The following is a 19,801-nucleotide window of genomic DNA, read 5'->3' as shown; positions in this document are numbered from 1 at the left end:
TGACCCGACAGGCTGATCGATGGACGCTCCCTCGAAAGCGGCGCGAACGAGCCGGACGATTGCGGCGCCCGATCCAGGTGGGACCCGCGAGGCCACCGGCGCCCCCCGCATTTCCGTGATTATGGCCAATTATTGCGGTCGGGATCATCTGGCAGACGCGATCGAGAGCGTTCTCGCGCAGACTCTGACCGATTTCGAGCTGATCGTGGTGGACGACCGGTCTCCCGACGACAGCGTCAGCGTCATCCAGGGTTACGCCGAACGTGATCCACGCGTTCGCCTGATCGCACTCCAGGAAAACCTCGGCCCTGCAGGCGCACGGAATCGCGGGTTCGACGTCGCCACGGGGGACTGGATCGCCATCGTGGACAACGATGACCTGATCCACCCGTCTAGGCTGGCATTCCTGCTCGATGCAGCGCTCGCCGACCAGGCCGATATCGTCGCCGATGATCTGCTGATCTTCAACGACCGAAGCCCCGGCATCACCACGATGCTGCCGGAGGCGGCCGATGCGCCGTTCTGGGTCGATGCGGCGGGTTTCATCCGATCCAACGTGATCTATGCTCCGCGACCCTCGCTCGGCTTTTGCAAGCCGATGATCCGGCGGCAGGCCCTCGGCGCCCTGCGCTACGACGAGACGCTCCGGATCGGAGAGGATGCAGACCTCCTGCTGCGCCTCGTCGTCGCCGGACGCACCTTCCGGATCTACCCTGAACTCCTGTATTTCTACCGCAAGCACAGCGCCTCGATCTCCCACAGGTTCAGCGAGGATGATTCCCGCCGCCTGATCGACGTCGAGCAACGCTTGATGCGCGAGCATGCCAGGCTCGGTGCCGATGTCGTTGCGGCGCACCGGGAGCGGCTCGCATCCCTGGAGCGTGCCGCGGCATTCGCGATGCTGGTCGCCGGGCTGAAGGCGCGATCGCCGGCGGCCGTCCTCGGGGCCGTGCGCGCCGCGCCGGCGGCCTTGTGGCTGCTTCGACTGCCGCTGAAGGCCGCCCTGAAGCGGCGCCTGGGAGCCTGGAAGCGCCCCCCTGCCCTCCAGACCGAGCAGCCCGGAATCCTGGTGCTGAGCCGCCAGCGCATTGCGGGTGCCACCAACGGAAGTTCGGCCTACCTCATCAGCATCGCGCGTTTTCTGCGCCAGCACGGCTACCGGGTCAGCTACCTCTCGCCCTCTCCGACCACGTTCGGCCGGTGGCCGTTTCTTCGGGTGGTCGACGAAACACGATCGGCGTTCGACGCCTTTGTGGTCCGCGGGAGCGTTCGCGTCGGAAGTTATCTTCTGGTCCGGGATCCCAAGGTCTGGCTGCGGGCCTGCCTGTCGGTGGCGGAGGATCTTCTACTGCGGGTGCGAATCTTGGCGCGCCGGCGGATGGCGAGCGCTCCGTACGCGGTGAGCCAGCCCCTGACCCGGCAGGATTGCCTGTTCCTGGCGCGACAGGGACGCCAGGGCAACGATGCCATGTTGCTCGACTATGCCTTCCTGGCATCGGCGCGGCCCTATGTGCTGCGGCCGGACGCCCGCTCGCTCATCGTCATGCACGACCTGTTCTCCAGCCGTGTCGCACGCTTCGACAAGGCCAGCGCCCAGGATTCCGTGGCACTTCTCGATGCCGACCAGGAATACGCCCTGCTCGCCCAGTCCGACGGCGTCGTGGCGATCCAGAGCGCCGAAGCGGAGGCCGTTCGGGCGCGGTTGCCCGACCAACCCGTCATTCTCGCGCCCATGGCGGTGTCCGTCGTGGCCGAACCGGCACCGGGGCAGGACGGAACCCTCCTGTTCGTCGGCAGCAACACAGCACCCAACGTCATCGGGATGCAGTGGTTCCTGGCGTCGGTCTGGCCCACGATCCGCGCGCGGCATCCGACCGCCACCCTGCAGATCGCGGGCTCGGTCGCCCGGAGCCTGTCCAGCCTCCCAGAGGGAGCGACGTGCCTCGGCGTCGTCCCGGACCTCGCCCCTCTGTATCGTGAGGCCGGCGTCGTCATCTCGCCGCTGACGGTCGGGTCCGGACTGAAGATCAAGTTGATCGAGGCCATGGGCTTCGGCAAGGCGATTGTCGCGACATCGACGACAGTGGAAGGTGTCGAAACTCTCGTCGAGGGCGCCGTGGTGGTGGCCGACGAGGCGGCGACCTTCGCGGTGGCGGTGTGCGATCTCCTCACGGCGACGGCGCGTCGGACCCATCTCGCCCGGGAAGCCCTTGCCGTGGCCCGATCCTCTTTCGCAGCGGAGGCGTGTTACGGCCCCCTGCTTCCTGCCTTGTTCCCGAATCGGGAGACGAGGCGACCGGGGCTCAGCGCAGAGACCACAGGTGGCTTGACGGGATGACAGACGCCGGACAGGGATTGATCAGCGCTTGCAGCGAGGCTGACTGAACCGGTTGACGCCCTCGACAGAACGGCAAGATCCATTCGTTGCCACCTAAGTAATAATCATCGCTTTCGGAATCCAAATCCGATGAACCGTCACGACTTGGACAGTGGATTTGGATGAACAGACAATGCACGGCGTTCACGGACGCGCTTATCAGCAAATTTAGGAACCTGCCTTGAAACTACGATACTATCATACCAAGGTTCCCAACTTCGGCGATGATCTGAATGCCAAGCTGTGGCCGCATTTTGCCCCCGATCTATTCGACGACAGCACGACAGAAGCGTTTGTCGGCATCGGTACCATCATCGGCTTCCCCTGCGCGCCGCAAACCAAGCTGAACGTCTTCTCCAGCGGAGCCGGGAACGATCCGCTGAGCCGCTGGTCCGGCCTCGACGTCACCTACTGGTGCGTGCGCGGGCCCTTATCCGCCCGGCATCTCGGTCTCACCCCCGATATCGCCATTTCGGATGGGGCGGTCATCACCCCTCTGGCCGAAGGTTTTCCGCGCAAGCGCGTGAGCGAGCGCGGCGTGCTGGTAATCCCGCATTGGGAAAGCCTGAATGATCCGAGCTGGAACGAGATCGCGCGCCTGACCGGATTCGAACTCCTGGACCCGCGCGGCTCACCCGAATCCGTCATCGGTCGCATCGCCGAAGCGCGCTGCGTTCTCACGGAGTCCCTGCACGGTGCCATCCTGGCTGATACCTACGGTGTCGAATGGGCCGCGTTTGCGACAACGGGCAACTTCCAGATTTCCAAGTGGCTCGACTGGGCCATGTCCTGTGGCCACAAACTCTCGGTCACGATCGTCCCGCCTCCCACCGCCCAGGGAATCCTCAAGTACGGCCGGCCGGGAGCGCCGTTCGGCGACACGATCGGCATCACCGAGGGTGCCGCGATGGAGGAGATGCGGCGGCGAACTTCGGAACCCAAACCGCCGCGTCTTCAGGATCGCGCGAAGGGATGGATCAAGCAGACCGGTGTCATGAGCCGTTTTCTGAACATGTCGCCGGAGCGGACGGCGCAAGCTCTGATTGACCTCTCGTCGCGCCTGACAACGCCCAGTCGTGAATCGACCGTGAAGACGCTTCAGGAACGAATGCTCGATCGCCTCGAGCAGTTGCGGCGCTCCGCGCGCTAACGTTTTCAGGGCTCTTAGACACGTGAATTCGATGCTGCGGATCGTCTCCATCCCTTACCCAGCGGGTAGTCCGTGCGTGACATAGGCTCGACCGGCAACCGGCTCAATCTCGCGATGCCGATGTAGTCGAGGTTGCGTTCATCCGCCCGCTCCAATGCACAGCGTCGGCCGTCAAGGTTAATTTGATACATCGCCGCAGAATTACATAAAACATTGACGCACCAATTAATATTTCGTAAAAATTACACGTTCGAAGGCTGGAGCAGTGAAATGTCATCACCGGATGATGGAGTTATTGTCGTCGTTCCAGTGTTGAACGAGGAAAAGCACCTCAAGACCTGTATTGACGCGCTCCTGCGCCAGGATTGCAAGGCCATCACCGCCATCGTGATCGCGGATGGCGGCAGCACGGACGCGACGCGCCAGATCGCACGCGATCTCTGCAGCGCTCATGCGGTTGTTAGATTGGTGGAGAATCCCAAGCGCATCCAATCCGCCGCGGTCAATTTGGTCGCTGCCTCATCGATGCCGGGTGCAATCCTGGTGCGGGCGGATGCGCATGCCGATTACCCGAACGACTTCGTCTCGCTCTGCGTCGAGGCCCTGCGCGACCATGAGGCCGAAACCGTGGTCGTTCCCATGCGGACGGTGGGCCTTCAGCCTTTCCAGCGGGCTGTGGCGGCGGCCCAGAACAGCCTGCTGGGGAATGGCGGTTCGGCCCATCGGCGCAACACCGAATCCCGATTTGTCGATCACGGGCACCATGCGGCCTTCCGCAGGTCCTTCTTCTTGCGCATCGGCGGCTACGACGAAACCTTCACCCACAACGAAGATGCGGAATTCGATGTGCGGGCGGTCGCGGCGGGCGGCCGGATCTGGCTCTGCGCCGAGGCGATGATCACCTACTATCCGCGCGGGCGCCTCGACAGCCTCTCGAAGCAATACTTCAATTACGGGCGGGGCAGAGCGCGAAACATGATCGCACACCGCAGCCGGCCCAAGCTCAGGCAATTGGCGCCGCTGCTGATCAGCGGCTCCGCACTTGCCAGCCTGATCGCGATCCCGGTCATTCCAGAAGCCGCCCTGGTGCCGATCGCCTATGCCTGCCTCTACTCCGGATGGTCGGTCTTCGCGTCGGTTCGCACGCGCGATCCAGCCGTTCTCGGCATGGGGGTCGCCGCGGCCGCTATGCATGTGAGTTGGTCGGTGGGATTCGTCAAAATGGCAATCGAAGCCGGGCTTCGGCGCAGCGCCTCGGCGTAACGACGCTGAGGCGCCAGCCCCGATTCGATCGATCGCCCAATCGATAGACGGCAGAGGCAACCAACTTCTTCGGAACGGGCAAGACCAGCGAAGGTCGCCGCGCGCCCGTCGAGGGCTTCGGGCACCCGGTCCATCGGTGTTTTTCCGAGACATGTCCGTGCCGATGCCGGGCGACGGGTTTACCGTCTTAAGAACAAACTCCGATCGACTTTGGCTGTCAGTTGAGCCGAAACGCAACATCAGTTATCGATCCCACTTTGCCGTTTCCAGGATTCAGAAGCGACATCGTTTTTCAGACACGTTCCTATGCTCTTGAAGAAATCGGGCCCTTGATCGGACCCGCAGGTAGGGAACACCAACTCTTGAGTGACCCGCGGAGGGTGCGCTTAATCTTTTCGTGAGCCACATTTCCAGGTTCGCAGCTCGGCTCCGTTCGTCGGTACAAGTTCCAAGTGAGGTCAGGGTTGTGCATAAGGCGTCGGATACCCCCGAGATAACGGCAGCCATCAGCAAATGTCGCTTGGCATTTTTGTTCGTGGCGATCACCAGCGGCCTCATCAATATTCTATACTTGACCGCATCGTTCTTCATGCTCGAAGTCTACGATCGCGTCATTCCCAGCCGATCGATTCCGACGCTGGTCGGTCTCGGTCTCCTGGCCCTCGTCCTGTATGCCTTCCAGGGTTTGTTCGAGACGCTCCGGACGCGAATCCTCGGTCGAATCTCCGGGGCGGTCGATGAAGCGATCGCCCACCGGGTTTTCGACGTGGTCGCGCGTGCGCCTCTGCGGGGCCCGTCCGACCATGACGGGTCGCTGCCCATGCGCGACTTCGATCAGGTCCGATCCTTCCTGGCGGGACCGGGTCCGAGCGCGTTCTTCGATCTGCCCTGGATGCCGGTCTATATCGTCATCTGCTCCCTGTTCCATCCGCTGATCGGCGTCGCTGCCATCGTCGGTCTGGTGATCCTCTTCCTGCTGACACTCCTGAGCGACTGGACCACGAGCCGGAAGATCAAGTCGAGCGTGCACTACGGATCGCGACGCTACCTCCTGGCGGAAGCCGGACGGCGGAACGCGGAGGTCCTGGCCGCCATGGGCATGCGGCGCCGGTTCGGCGCACGTTGGGCTCACGTCAATCGCGAATACATGGATATTCAGCAAAACGTTTCGGACCTTGGCGGAGGCGTCGCCTCTCTCACCAAGGTCTTCCGCATGAGCCTCCAATCCGGCGTCCTCGCCCTGGGCGCGTTCCTGGTGATCAACAACCAAGCGACCGGCGGCGTCATTATCGCGAGTTCGATCCTGGTCGCACGGGCCCTCGCGCCGGCCGAGATGGTCATTGGAAACTGGAAAAGTTTCATCCAGGCGCGCCAATCCTGGAAGCGCCTCTCGGATGCACTGGCCCTCAATGCCCCCGAGAAGGACCTGCAGGTTCTGCCGGCCCCCACCCAGACCATCGCCTTCGAGAACGTGAGCATCTCGCCGCCCGGCTCGCGCCGCGTCGTCGTCAAGGGCGCGACGTTCTCCCTTGAGGCCGGACAGGGCTTGGGGATCATCGGACCATCGGCCTCCGGAAAGTCGTCGCTGGTGCGCGCACTGGTCGGGATCTGGCCCTGCGCGAGCGGGTCGGTCCGCATCGATGGCGCATCGCTCGATCAATGGACGTCGAACGAGCTCGGACCGCATGTGGGCTTCCTGCCGCAGGAGGTCGAACTGTTCGCCGGCACCATCGCGGAGAACATCGCGCGGTTCGAACCGGACGCGACGTCCGAGAGCATCATCGCCGCCGCGCAGGCGGCCGGAGTCCACGCCCTGATCCTGCGCCTGTCCGAAGGCTACGAGACGGCGATCGGAGATGGCGGCATCGGCCTCTCGGCCGGGCAGCGCCAGCGCGTCGGACTGGCCCGCGCGCTCTATCGCGATCCCTTCATGGTCGTTCTCGACGAACCGAACGCGAACCTCGACCATGAGGGCGAAAACGCCCTGACGTCGGCGATCATGAGTGTTCGCGAACGGGGCGGCATCTGCGTCGTCGTCGCGCATCGGCCCAGCGCCCTGGCGGCGCTCGATACGGTGATGCTGATCTCCGAAGGTCAGATCCAGGCGTTCGGTCCCAAGGATGATGTCCTGAAGCGGATTCTGAAGCCCACGTCGCAGTCCGATGCATCCGAGGCGGAATCCGATCGGAATCGACCACGGCCCACGGGGCAGTTGCGGGCCGATGGCGTGCCCGGCGCCCTGACCCTGCAGGAGAGTGCGTGATGTCCTCGACGAGCGTTCCCTCCCTGAGACCGGGCACCGGTATCGCCCGCTTCGCGCCTCCGCGCTCGCCGGTTCAGCTTCCGCCGGCCCGAGCCCACGGATCGCTGAACCGCCACATGATCCTCCTGGCGCTGAGCTGGGCGGTCCTGGTATTCGGCGTCGCCGGCTGGGCGGTCTTCACGAACATCTCCGCCGCTGTCATCGCGCCCGGCCAGCTCGTGGTCGAATCCGATGTGAAGAAGGTCCAGCATCCGACCGGGGGCGTGATCGGCCAGCTGCTCGTGCGCGAGGGCTCGAAGGTCAAGGCCGGCGACATCCTCATCCGTCTGGACGAGACGCAGACCCGCTCCAATCTGGAGATCATCCTGAAGGCGTTGGATGAACTGGATGCCCGCCGTGCACGGGACGAAGCCGAACGCGACGGCGTCCGGGCCGTCGTCTTTCCACCGGACCTGATGGAGCGTGCGGCGACCGATCCATCGGTGGCGCGCCTGATCGACGGTGAGGAACGCCTGTTCAGCACGCGGCTCTCCGGGCGTGAGGGGCAGAAAGCCCAGTTCCGCGAGCGCATCGATCAGCTTCGCCAGGAAGTGAAGGGCCTCACCAAGCAGACCTTTGCCAAGGACCGTGAGATCAGCCTGATCACCCAGGAACTCAAAGGTGTGAATGAGCTCTTCGCGAAGAACCTCGTGCCGTATGCCCGCGTGACCTCGCTCGAGCGCGATGCCGCCCGTCTCGAGGGCGAGCGCGGCCAGCTCTCCGCCTCCATCGCCTCGGCGCAGGGCAAGATGACCGAGATCGAGCTCCAGATCTTTCAGGTCGACCAGGATCTGCGCACGGAGGTCAGCAAGGACCTGTCCGAGATCCGCGGCAAATGGTCGGAACTGAGCGAGAAGAAGGTGGCCGCGCTGGATATGCTGAAGCGGATCGATATGCGCGCGCCCCAGGACGGAACGGTCCATGAGCTGACAGTGCACACCATCGGCGGCCTCGTGGTTGCGACCGAACCCGCGATGCTGATCGTTCCGGAAGCTGATCAATTGGTCGTCGACGTGAAGATCCAACCCCAGGACATCGACAATGTGCGCCTGGAGCAGAAGGCCCTCCTCCGATTTCCGGCTTTCAACACGCGCACGACGCCCGAAATCAACGGCGAGGTCTCACGCGTCGCTGCGGATGTGACGCACGACACCAAGACCGGTGTGAGCTACTACTCGGCGCGTATCCGAATCCCGGAGGATCAGAAGGCGCGTCTGAACAATCTGCGCCTCGTTCCGGGCATGCCCGTCGAAACGTTCATGCAGATCGGCGAGCGCACAGTCCTCTCCTACTTGACCAAACCGCTGACCGACCAGATCGCCAAAACCTGGCGGGAACGCTAGACCTGACGGGAACGCTAGACATGGCGAAAGCGATAGATAAGGCATGAGGGTCAGGCGCCTCAGCCGTGCCGCACATGCGACACGGCACCTTGAGATCGCGAGACGACGACGGTGCGTAGGTTTTTCTTGAGGCACGCCGCACCGCCAGCCAGGCTCCGGTGCGGCAGGGATGCAGATGGTATGACGGTCTTCGAGCGGTGGACAGTAAGGTTGAACGGACAGCTGACATACGCCACGGCAGCGTCGAAGCGTCCCGCTCATCCGGTGCGGTCCCTTGCGCTGGCGGTCCTTGCTGCGGTCACCGGCTTCACATCACCCGTGAGCGCAGCCGAATACAGGCTCCAGCCGGGTGACACCCTGGAACTGTCGGTGGCCGGGATTCCCGAACTCCGCCAGCGCCTCCCCGTCACGATCGACGGTGATATCTCGGTTCCTCTGGCCGGCGACATCAAGGCCCAAGGCAAGACGGTCGCGGAGGTCAGGGATTTGGTGCGAGAGGCCCTGCCACGCCAATCGCTGAACATGCGAACCTCGGGGAACGGTGAACAGCAGACGGTTGTGGCACCGGGCGAGATTTCGCTGGTCATCGCGGATTATCGACCGATCTACGTAACGGGCGATGTCAGCAAGCCCGGTGAGCAGCGCTACACGCCTGGCTTGAGCGTGCGTCAGGCCGTGTCGCTCGCGGGCGGCTACGACCTGCAGCGCTTCCGGATGGACAGCCCGATACTGGCGACGGCTGACCTTCGCGGCGAGTACGAGAACCTGTGGATCGACCTCGCCCAGGGGCAAGCGACGATCGCCCGGCTGCGGACGGAACTCGACGGAAAGCAGCAATTGGACGAGACCGGCCTGGAGAAGCTGCCGATTCCGGCATCGACCCAGGAAAAAATCCTCCAGAACGAGCAGGGCCTGCTGAAGTCGCGGCTCGATGATTATTCCAAGGAAACCGCACACCTCAAGAATGCGCAACGCATCACCGAAGAGCGTTTGACGGCTATTCAGGATCAGTATCGCAAGGATACCGAGGCGGCGAAACTCGACGTCGATGAGATCGAGCGCATCGCCGATCTCAACAAACGCGGCGTTGTTCCGTTGACCCGCGCAGTCGAAACGCGGCGCCTGAGTCTCACGACAGCCACGCGGGCGCTTCAGACGGGCGTCGAAACTGAGCGTGCGAAGCGGGATCTGCTGGAAGCCCAACGCAGTGTCGCGCGGCTCTCCGACCAGCGCCGGGCCGACCTGATGCGCGACATTCAGGATGCAACCGTCAAGCTCGCCCAGACCCGCAGCAAGCTCTCCGCGGTCGGCGAAAAACTCCTCTACACCGGCGTCGTCCGATCACAGATGGTGCGTGGGACCGGCGGAAAGCCTCAGGTAATCATTCACCGTCGGGGCGGTTCTGGTGTCGAGATCCTTCAGGCGGACGAAGATGCGTCGCTTCAGCCCGGGGATACGGTCGAGATTGCGCTGAAACTCGAGTACGAGTTCAAGCCATCCGCCAAATAACGCTGCCCCCCTCTCGACCGTCTCGCCGTTTCCACAACTGACGTGGCTCGGTGCGCAGTGCTCGACGATCGGCTCATCGATGAGACGGTGTGACCAGCTTTTCCACGAGTTCCTATAGGGCTTTGCGCATGATGACAGCGCGGGCCTTGCTCGATCAGGAGTACAGGGACGGGCGCGTTATTCCGGTTTGGATCGGCCTGTGAGCGCGCCTGCTGGGCCGATACGGCTCGGCGCTAATGGGTATTTGCCAGCTGAAGATGCCGGCCCGACCCGGCCTGGCTCAGCAGCCGCGCGAAGTTCTTGCGAATCTTCTCGGCGAGGGAACTGGTCGGGCCCTTCTCACCGTCCTTCGTGCGCTCGGAAACCTCAGTCGAGATTCGCTCCAGATCGATCTCGTTTGCGGCCGCGAGCACGCGCTCTTCGTAGCCCACGAGATCCGAGAAACTCGAGACGGCTTCGCAGAGGGCCTTGATCAGGCGAGCCGACAGCATGCCGGGCTTATTGTTGTTCGTCTGCGTCACGCACCGGAGGGCAATGACCAGATCGTTACGCTGATGCCGACGCAAGCAGGCGCGCAACGCACCCACGGCCATCGTCTGCCCGGGAACCTGACGGTCGGTTGCAATTGGATAGCGCAACAGGTTCACGTCGGCCTCGGAGCAGACATCGGTGATTTCGATCGCCCAGGTTTCGCGGGCCGTCAACGCGGCCGCATACAGAGCCATCGGCGTGATCGGCGTGATCACGCCATTGATCGCCTTGAAGGCGGCCGCTTGCTCTTCGTGAGCCGCGATCACGACCTGACAGGGAACTCTGTCGAATCCGCAGAGTGCTGCCGCCGTCGTGCGGTGCTGCCCGTCGATAATGGCAAACTGGCCGCCCTCTACGGGCGACACCACGACCGGCGCAAAAAAGGTCCAGCGGAAATCCCGAGCAATCCGGGCAACGTTGATTCGCCCACGGCCGACGATGGGGCGCTGATAGGACATATCAACGACGAGATCTTCGATCTTGAGCCATTGCAGCATCGGCGCTGGACCCGGCGCCGGAGCCTGTGGCGACTCGAACCCATCGACCGAAATTTGGCGCACAACGTCACCCACTGTTCCCTAACCAATCCACGGGATATACATAAAATTTAGAACCATCAAGAATACGAACCTGTTACCCACTGAGCGGCCTGGTAAACTACTTAGTACCGCCTTGCCCTGCATTGAATCGCCATGCAGGCAGTTTTGGTTGTCCGGCAATCAGACGACAGGTGTCCGGGTCTTTTTCTAATGAGTCTGAGCAAATATCAATCCGTCCGCCTCATCATAATGATATCTACAAATTATCGGCCACAGAGTCAGCAATCGATCCAGCTTTACTATTTGTAAGTATCTTATTACATACTTGTAAATACAATAATCAATACATAACAGAAAATTTTGTACGTCTAGGACCTGCCCCTGCTTCGCCGTTGGTCAAACGCGATTGTTTCGAGGAAATCCACACATCGATTGGAAGCTGACGTTTGAAACTGGCGTGTCGCCGCCAAGATCCCAGACCGTGAAGCACCGTGCGGAAGAGGCTGAGCGGTCAGCTTGTCGGGAGATATGGTTGACAGTCCCCCTCGAAGGTCCAGAAAGCTGGATGAACCAGCAGACTCGGAACCGCGCATGTGGGAATCCAAAGAATCTCTGCAGCGAGACGATCGGCCTCACTCACGAGAGAGTGTCGGCGAAGGGGACGGGCCTCTGCTGGTCTCCCGATCTCGCTCGTCAATTGGTTGAAAGGCGCGCCATCGCAGCACAGGCGGCCCTTCGGATACGATCGACGTCCGGTGCTGGAGGGATGCTTCGCAGTGCCGATCCGCAATGACATCGATCCGCGGCGATTGGCGGAGGCCTCATCCATCTTCCGCGTATGATCTTTTCTCGACGAGAACGAAATAGCAACAGAGTGAAATTCCGCGGCGGTCCGCATTTAGAAATCTGCAATGCTCTCCGCCGCTCGGCCTCAAGTCCGACAGAACGTCGGCACCGGTGGCAGCGACACCACCATGGGTGGAGAGATAGCATTCTAATGGCTCGGCGATGCTCTTCTTGGTCAGGCACCCGGGCGACCAGCCGAGTCTGCGGAACCCTCGCAACCGCGCAGCGGAGCCTTCATCTAAAGATTCGGTTGCCACTGACAAAGCTTCCTCGGTGAGCCATCGCGAGACACGTTCACCATTCTGCCAGCAAGAATGGTGGGCTCCGAGCAGGTGGAGTTCCAGCGCTCGCACAGGCTGAATGGGGTGAGGGGATTCTACACCTTTCCTAGCTTACTCAAGGTTGCGGAGCGGTCTGCGTGGAGCAAAGCGGCGCGTAGGTTCCCCTTACGTCGTGAGACATCCCTGTCGACAGCTCAGACGAATGCGAGGAAAACACCCGTCCGAACCTGGCACCGTGGCGGCTCTCGTCACCAGGTCTCCTGCGGCGCATCGATTGCGGAAGGCGCGACATTGAAGATCGCATATTTCGTCCACGATCTAACGGATCCGGCTGTTAAACGGCGCGTCAGCATGTTCAAGGCTGGCGGAGCGGAGGTTCTGCTCACCGGCTTTCGTCGCGGGGCAGTCCCGACATCCGTGGACGGCATCGTGCCTTACGATCTGGGCCAGACCGCCGATGCCCGTTTCGTCGCACGCCTGAGCGCAACGATGCGTCACGCGCTCCTGGGACGCCGGCTCCGGCACCGTATTGCCGGCGCGGACGTCATCGTTGCGCGAAATCTGGAGATGCTGGCCATCGCTCAAAGTGTCCGAGGCCGGCGAACCGCGGTGCCCCTAGTCTATGAATGCCTGGATATCCACCGCCTCATGCTTTCCCCGGGTCCGGCAGGCGTTGCATTGCGCACAATCGAAGGGGCGCTTTCCCGGAACGCCAGTCTGCTGATGACCAGCTCACCGGCCTTCGTCACAAACTACTTCGAGCCGCGCTCAAGTGTGAACCTGCCGGTTGTTCTCGTGGAGAACAAAGTGTTCTTGGGTCAGGCAGACGTGCCTGATCCGCCGCCCGGGACCAGGCTCGATATCGGCTCATGGAAAATCGGCTGGTTTGGCGCGATCCGATGCGCGAAAAGTTTTGCGATCCTCTCGGCGGTCACCCGGCGACTTGAGGGCCGCCTGAGCGTGATCATAAGGGGTCGGCCGGCCTACTCCGAGTTCTCGGACTTCGATGCCATGGTCGCTGCGGAGCCCTTCATCTCGTTCGAGGGTCCGTATCGCAATCCAGACGATCTGATGGCGATCTACGGAGAGGTCGACTTTGCGTGGGTGATCGACTTCTTCGAGGAAGGCCTGAACTCGGAATGGCTCCTGCCGAACCGCCTCTACGAGAGTGGCTGGGCCGGAACGATTCCGATCGTGCGGGACGCGACCGCCACCGGACAATGGCTCGCGCGGCAAGGCGCAGGCGTTCGCCTTCCGAATGACCTCGTCGAGAGCCTCGTTGGATTTTTTCGGGAACTCGCGCCCGCTCAGATCGATCGGCTCACGACCGAACTCGCTCAGATCGATCCGAGCAACTGGATCTGCACCCAGGCGGAGTGTCGTGATCTGGTCGGACGCCTGACCACGCGAGATCTGCACGGCTCGCGCCCCACGACTTAAGTCGAACGTCGCGGGAGGAAGGCCGTGCGCCGGCTCCTCCCTGAGCGGTGAGAGGACGAGCAACGCGAGCGTTTTCAGCCACGTCCGGCATTCAGGGGCGCGGAACGTGCTCTGCCAGCACTCCCGATGCAGTACCCTCGTGAAGGCTCAACCCAAAATACGAAGCTTTCATGGAAAGCTCTCGTGTGTCGGTTTTTGCGCCGCCTGTCGGCCTGCCAGTTGGTCCACTACGTGAGCCAAGTCTCGACTCTATCTTCGTTCTATAAACAGTCATCTTGCCAGCATCTACCGGGATGCAATGCATCTCGCTGCATGCGCCAGCAATGATTAAGCGGCAGGATGTGCACTTTTATCATCATGCAAGCTGGTCGGCCGCAGTGCAGCGCCGCTTGCTTGGTTGAGATTCACAGACACAGCCCTAGCATTGCTGAAAATCTGTGAATTTCAGAACTGATGCAATTCAGTAACTACGCCATTTGGCTGCGCCAAAACTACCTAGATGCCCATTTGGATGATTGACTCCGTGTCGCCCCCTAGTTAACACGCCGTTAGGGACGTTTCAGCAAATGAACGCGTCCTTCATAGTGCACAAATTTCCTGATTATTGATCATCGTTGCCACGGCTGCCGTGTGCACAAGCTCTCGAGGATACGACAATGGCAATGGTTGATGGTGTTACGACCGCTCCCGACGCGAATGGTAAAATTCAGGGTAATGGCGGCGACGTAGACAAGATGGCCGGTGGAAGCGGCAACGATCAGCTTCAGGGTCATGCTGACTTCAACCAGTATTATGGCGGCACCGGCAACGACACCTTCGTTCTGGCTGCGAAGTTCGGTCAGGAAACGGAGGTCGCATCCAAGGATTTCGGGACCCTGGCGACCTACATCACCGACTTCCGCGGCGCGGGTGGCCCTGGCGCCGGCGAGCAGGACTTTATCAATCTGAGCGGCTTCGGTTCCGATGCCAAACTCGACCTCCTCGGCGCCGGCGCTGAGACTGCTTCGGGTGCGAAGGTGTATTACTACAGCATCTTCAACACCAACACGGGCGACTACTACAACTTCGCTGTGAACTCGCTGAACGGCAAGGCGCTCGACACCGGCGACTTCAATTTTTACGCTCCGCACGACGGCGCGTTGGTCTAACACTCGCCTAGCCTTTCAAAGTTAGGGACAGCCTGTGAAAAAAAGGCGGCGCACGCGCCGCCTTTTTTCGTTTGTGTTTTCATGTCTTCTTCTATCGATGGGAACATCCGATCCGACCGATCGCTTGAACGGGGCTGGGCGGCAACCTTGATATGGCCGGCGTCGTCGGTCACTGGGACGCCAGATCCGGGATGGTGACGGCTGCACAGGCGGCCCGTAGCCCTGTGCCGGGTTCCGGTTGGATTCAATATCCATATTTTTCTATAGCTCGATCAAGGGTCGCGTTTCTTCGAAGGAGGATCGGTAGCCTCCGCCGCGCGCATGCGTCCCGAAGCTCGCGCATGCGTCCCGAAGCTTTCGTCGAAAGGACGGACAGTCACCGTTGTCTCATGCCGATCCGACCGTAAGGCCCGGGATCAGGCGACTCCTCTTGGAGACGCATTCGCGGAGCGCTTGAAAGAGTGTCTCGCCACGAGGACCTTCGGTTCGAGGCAGTGTGCAGCGGATGGGCCCGGAGATGCCGCGCAGACGCATCGCGTCAGCCCGCGCCAATCACGCCCAGCCTCCTCGCTGGTCGGCAGGTTCGGTAAAGGGCGCTGCATGCCGTGGTGCTTATCAGCGGCCTGTTCGGCGTGGCGCTCGCAAGACGCCGGAGGTCTCCCGGGTTCGGTCGCTGGCATGCCGGCGTCGCCTGGAGACAGATGGCCTTTTCGCCACGACGTCCGGCACTCCCCGTTTCGACAAAGCCGGATCGGCGACGTCCTCCTCCAGGCCGTTGCGTCTTCGATCCCTCATCAGTTCGGTGCAGCCCGGGATCGAGCCGCAGCCCAACTACAAGGCACCCGCCGGATTCTTCGGGCGAGAGAGATGGAGCAGGCGTCGTGCTACCCGTGTCATCGGTATCTCGAGGGTCCGATACACCAAGAGAGCCAACGCAATTGATATCGCGTATATGACTAAGACAACCAACAAGCTCAAAGGGAGAGACAGGGGCTGAAGCTTGTTCGACAGCTTGATGACGACTTGGGCAACGAACGGATGCGTTAGATAGAGGGAGTAACTTGCATCACCGATCGCCACGAGAGGACGCCAGCTCAGGGAAAGCCCTCCCCGATCCATGATGAGCGCTGCAACGACCAGAACGGCCGCAGGGATCCCGGCAATCGGCAGCATACTCGATGACAGGACGGCGGCGAGCAGCATCGCCGGAAGAGCGATGATTGCGAGGCACAGTGCGATGACGGCCGCCCGCTTGCTGTGCGGGAGGATCGCATAGATTCGGGCAACGATCATGCCCAGGGCAAACTCAAGGATGACGGGCCGCGTAAAGAAGAGAGCTGGGACATTCTCAAAGGTGATGGCCTGACCCAGTACTGTCGTTGAGACCAGCACCCCGATCGCAACCAGGACCCTCAAATTCAGATCTTTGATGAAGAGACAAAGGGCAAACACTGCATAAAACATCATTTCATAATTTAACGTCCATCCCAAGAACAGCAGAGGCGCAACTTTTCCGTCGTCTCTCAAGTAAGGCCAAAAAGCCAGGGAGTTCACGAGATTCGAAAGGCTTGCTTTGGTTGCTCCGAGCAGTTGGGGTTGCAAAACCGCAATGGCGAAGATCGCGATGGTTAACAGCCAGTATAAAGGAGCAACCCTGGCCACGCGATTTGCGAAGAAGCCGAGGGGGGTCGGGCCATTTCGGTCCGACGTATAAACCATGATGAAGCCGCTGATGACGAAGAATAGATCAACCCCCGTGCTCGCGGCGATCCCGATATAATGAAAATTTCCGAACGACTTTATGATCGCTTCGCAGTGGACAATAACGACAAGGAGGGCCGCCAATCCTCGAAGAACCTGAATATTCTGAATCATTGGGCCACCCTCATTACACTCGCATCAAGCGACAGCGCTTCCACCTCTACCAACATCAGGTCGGCTTCGCCGGGGATCGCTTTTCTGCGATCTTGACGCGCACCAGGTTCGAAATCTTCGAGAGATCACGCCGATAGATCACGAGGACGGACGCCATCGCTAAAACAGAACTGAGGGCGATCATCAGAACTGACGCAGGGATGCCGTGGAGTCCTGTGGGCGCCGATAAGGCGACGGCGCGCGTCGCGCCTGCAGCAATGAGAGAGAACAGCAGCAAGGGAGAGAGCACGTTCCAAAAGCAGGTGGCGATCACCGGCCCGGTTTCCCGGCGGGTCAGATAGGCGGACACGAGATAGAAGACCCAACTCTTCAGCGCGATGGCCAAGGCAACCCACACGAGGCCGTATCGCGAGAGCAATACGACAGAGCCAAGTCCGACAATCATCGAACACAGCGCGTAGATGAGGAGAACGTGATTCCGCCCGCTGACCGAAAGCAGTGACCCGTAGATGCCGCCATAGATCCGCGCCAATCCGGACAGTGCGAGAAGCGCACAGACGGGCGCAGCACTGAGCCAGCGATCCCCAAAGACCCATCCGACCCATTCCTCGGGAAAGGAGACGAAGATGATGATTGGCAGTCCGAACAGCACGGTGGTCAGTCGCATCGCGGTCGTAACGATTTCAGAACGCGGCGCCGCACCCCGGCTCGCGAAGAGCGGTTGATACATGATGACCGAGAAGGATGATGAGGTGCTCATCAAGACCGTCTCGATGCGCTTCGCGAGATTGTATGTTCCGACGAGCGCGGCGGACACAAAGCCTGAAACGACCAGCGTATCCGCATAATTGTTGGCGGCGGCGACGATGCGAACGGCCGACGAGTAGCCGGCCTCGCGAAACAAGGCTTTCAGGGGCGCCGTCCCGAGCGTGGGTCTGACGCGGCCCATCTGGCCCCGAGCCACCAGGAAGAAGTTCAGCATCGACTGGAGGAGATAGTAAAGGATCAAGCCCTCGAGAGCGTGGCCCGCAAAGGCCAGGACCGATCCCACGCCCGCCGCGACGAAATTGGCGATGACCGTCCGCATCGCCAGGCGCCGGAAGGTGAGTTGGCGCGCGAGGGCGGCCTGCGGCTGGACCGACGTGACGTCGAACAGCAATTTCGGCGCGAGGAGAAGTAGGATCGGGCCGATCGCCTGAAGATCGGGCATGTATCGCCCGACCAGAACGATCACGCCCATATAAACCGCGGTTGCGATCAGGCCACTGAGAAGGAGCAGTCCCAGGGAGGCGCATTCCTCTTCGCGCGTCGTCTCCGGACGTAGCAGGACCTCATACAGCCCCTGGGGACAGAAGGTCTTGAGAATTTCGAGGATCGAGACGGCAATACCGACCGCGCCCACTTGGTACGCCTCGCCGGTGCGAGCAAAAATAATGAACAGCAGGAAGGGGATGACCACCGTCGCGGCGGTATTCAAAAGCGACCAGATCACTGGGCCGAGCATGTCTCACCAACTTTCGCGCCACCATCGGGATCGCCACGGTCCTGTTAGCCCATGTTTCCAGGGAAGGCGATGAAGCGGTGCGCACGGGTTCGCGGTGGATTCCAAGCCTGCGCGGCGCAGCCGTAGGCACCGGAACCAGTGCCGATGCTGGATCGGCAGCGGCTGGGATGACGCCGCTCCAGAACGCCTCCGCAGGCGCGAACCGCAGCCGCGGGAGACCCTTCAACCGAGCGGATTTGGTAGGGTTTTCGATTTGGTAGGCATTTGCATCATCCCACGAGAGCAACGCTCGCAAATGCTCCGATGCAAGCAATTTGATCGATCGATCGAACGTTTATTTCGAGCGGATACAACCAGATGTCCTCATCGCATTGAGGACGACCCCGGTGGCCACATATCTCAACTCCGCTGGAAGCACGCTGTCGACGAGTGGGGCAACCAGAAAAGGGTTCATCGCACCTGCCAAAGAGACTCTTGCCGGAACAACCGGAAACGATGCTCTGCGGACAGGCGGTGCCAGCACCCTCGTTGGCGGCCTCGGCGATGACACCTATTTTGTGTATGGCAAGAACGACATCGTTTCTGAGAAAAGCGACGAAGGAACCGATACGATCAACTCGACGGCGAATTATTATGTTCTGCCAGCGTTCGTCGAGAACTTGATCTTAGCAGGGCTCCATTCGAGCGGCAAAGGCAATGCGCAAGACAACATCATCGTCGGCACAGGTTCCGGCAACCAAACCCTGAATGGCGGCGCCGGAAACGACGTGCTGATCGGTAGCGCCGGGAAAAACAGCTTCATCATCGCCAAAAGCGAAGGCTCGGATGTCATCGTTGGATTCGATCATACGAAGGACGTGATCGAACTTGATAACTATCAAAGCTTGAATAGCTTCGAAAAACTCAAATCTGCGATGTCCCAGGTCGGGGCGGATACGGTCATCAAGCTCGAGACTGGCGAAACGCTGACCCTGCGCGATCACAAGGTCGAAGATCTGTCCGCGGCGAATTTCCGCNGCGCGGCGGGTGAGGCCGCTCATGCCCGACCCAGGACCGAAAAACTCAAATCTGCGATGTCCCAGGTCGGGGCGGATACGGTCATCAAGCTCGAGACTGGCGAAACGCTGACCCTGCGCGATCACAAGGTCGAAGATCTGTCCGCGGCGAATTTCCGCCTGCCCGTCGATATGTCGAAGTATCAGCTGACCTTCTCGGACGAGTTCAACACCTTTTCGGGATCCGCAACCGGAGTCGCGACGACGTGGCAGACGAAGTATCCGCARGCCGGACTCCGCACCCTGCCCAACAACAAGGAAGATGAATACTATTCCGACAGCTCGGTCGGGGTGAACCCCTTCAGCGTCAAGGACGGCGTYCTCGATATCACYGCCGCGCGCGCGACCCAGGGCGTCGAAACCCCRCTCGGCTCGGGCCTGGATTGGACYTCCGGCGTCATCACCACCTACAAGTCCTTCTCCCAGCTGTATGGCTACTTCGARRTTCGCGCCCAGCTTCCCGCCGGCAAGGGCTTCTGGCCGGCCTTCTGGCTCCTGCCGGCCGATCTGTCCTGGCCGCCCGAACTCGACGTGTTCGAGGTGCTCGGCGACGAGCCGGGCACGATCTACGCCAGCACCCATTCCAAGGTCGGCGGTCCCAATGTGACCGAGACCCAGACCGTCTTCGGAATCGACAC

12 protein-coding genes are annotated in these 19,801 nt (G+C 61.2%); 9 read left to right on the top strand and 3 right to left on the bottom strand.

Going from position 1 to position 19,801, the window contains the following annotated elements; translation table 11 throughout:
- The first annotated feature begins 19 nt into the window (after nt 1–19).
- From ASF60_RS00060 to ASF60_RS00035, 6 genes are all read left to right on the top strand, one after another.
- Nucleotides 20–2,338 carry a glycosyltransferase gene (locus tag ASF60_RS00060; protein ID WP_082507651.1) on the top strand — a complete coding sequence of 773 codons (2,319 nt, stop codon included), beginning with the start codon at nt 20–22 and terminating at the stop codon, nt 2,336–2,338.
- Between the two features lie 220 nt (nt 2,339–2,558).
- Nucleotides 2,559–3,527 (top strand): polysaccharide pyruvyl transferase family protein, encoded by a 969-nt coding sequence (locus tag ASF60_RS00055; protein ID WP_056178442.1) that lies wholly within the window; start codon nt 2,559–2,561, stop codon nt 3,525–3,527.
- A 213-nt stretch (nt 3,528–3,740) separates the two neighbouring features.
- On the top strand, nt 3,741–4,790 hold the full coding sequence (locus ASF60_RS00050) for a glycosyltransferase family 2 protein (protein ID WP_244476913.1): 1,050 nt from the start codon (nt 3,741–3,743) through the stop codon (nt 4,788–4,790).
- 466 nt (nt 4,791–5,256) lie between these two features.
- Entirely contained in the window at nt 5,257–7,053 is a 1,797-nt protein-coding gene (locus ASF60_RS00045; RefSeq protein WP_082507650.1) for a type I secretion system permease/ATPase, read from the top strand.
- Between the two features lie 116 nt (nt 7,054–7,169).
- Nucleotides 7,170–8,435, top strand: coding sequence for an HlyD family type I secretion periplasmic adaptor subunit (locus ASF60_RS00040; protein WP_244476912.1), 1,266 nt, complete (start codon nt 7,170–7,172; stop codon nt 8,433–8,435).
- A 180-nt stretch (nt 8,436–8,615) separates the two neighbouring features.
- Nucleotides 8,616–9,944, top strand: a complete 1,329-nt coding sequence (locus tag ASF60_RS00035; protein WP_082503882.1) for a polysaccharide biosynthesis/export family protein — start codon at nt 8,616–8,618, stop codon at nt 9,942–9,944.
- Nucleotides 9,945–10,177: 233 nt separating this feature from the next.
- Here the strand turns inward: ASF60_RS00035 and ASF60_RS00030 are convergent, their stop codons facing one another.
- Entirely contained in the window at nt 10,178–10,972 is a 795-nt protein-coding gene (locus tag ASF60_RS00030; RefSeq protein WP_056178433.1) for a ParB N-terminal domain-containing protein, read from the bottom strand.
- Between the two features lie 1,460 nt (nt 10,973–12,432).
- Here ASF60_RS00030 and ASF60_RS00025 point away from each other — a divergent pair.
- Together ASF60_RS00025 and ASF60_RS00020 are read left to right on the top strand one after the other, a co-directional pair.
- Nucleotides 12,433–13,581, top strand: a complete 1,149-nt coding sequence (locus ASF60_RS00025) for a hypothetical protein (protein WP_056178430.1) — start codon at nt 12,433–12,435, stop codon at nt 13,579–13,581.
- 656 nt (nt 13,582–14,237) lie between these two features.
- Nucleotides 14,238–14,729, top strand: coding sequence for a hypothetical protein (locus ASF60_RS00020; protein WP_156376106.1), 492 nt, complete (start codon nt 14,238–14,240; stop codon nt 14,727–14,729).
- Nucleotides 14,730–15,560: 831 nt separating this feature from the next.
- Here ASF60_RS00020 and ASF60_RS00015 read toward each other — a convergent pair.
- Nucleotides 15,561–16,604, bottom strand: a complete 1,044-nt coding sequence (locus ASF60_RS00015; protein ID WP_056178424.1) for an acyltransferase family protein — start codon at nt 16,602–16,604, stop codon at nt 15,561–15,563.
- A gap of 55 nt (nt 16,605–16,659) precedes the next feature.
- Nucleotides 16,660–18,108, bottom strand: a complete 1,449-nt coding sequence (locus ASF60_RS00010; RefSeq protein WP_056178421.1) for an oligosaccharide flippase family protein — start codon at nt 18,106–18,108, stop codon at nt 16,660–16,662.
- Between the two features lie 1,073 nt (nt 18,109–19,181).
- On the opposite strand from ASF60_RS00010, the gene ASF60_RS25260 reads away from it, so the two are divergent.
- The coding region (locus tag ASF60_RS25260) for a glycoside hydrolase family 16 protein (RefSeq protein ID WP_210168775.1) at nt 19,182–19,801 on the top strand (620 nt) is incomplete at its 3' end.

Source organism: Methylobacterium sp. Leaf113, assembly GCF_001423325.1.
Taxonomy (GTDB): Bacteria; Pseudomonadota; Alphaproteobacteria; order Rhizobiales; family Beijerinckiaceae; genus Methylobacterium.
This window is presented reverse-complemented; position numbering and strand designations above follow the sequence as displayed.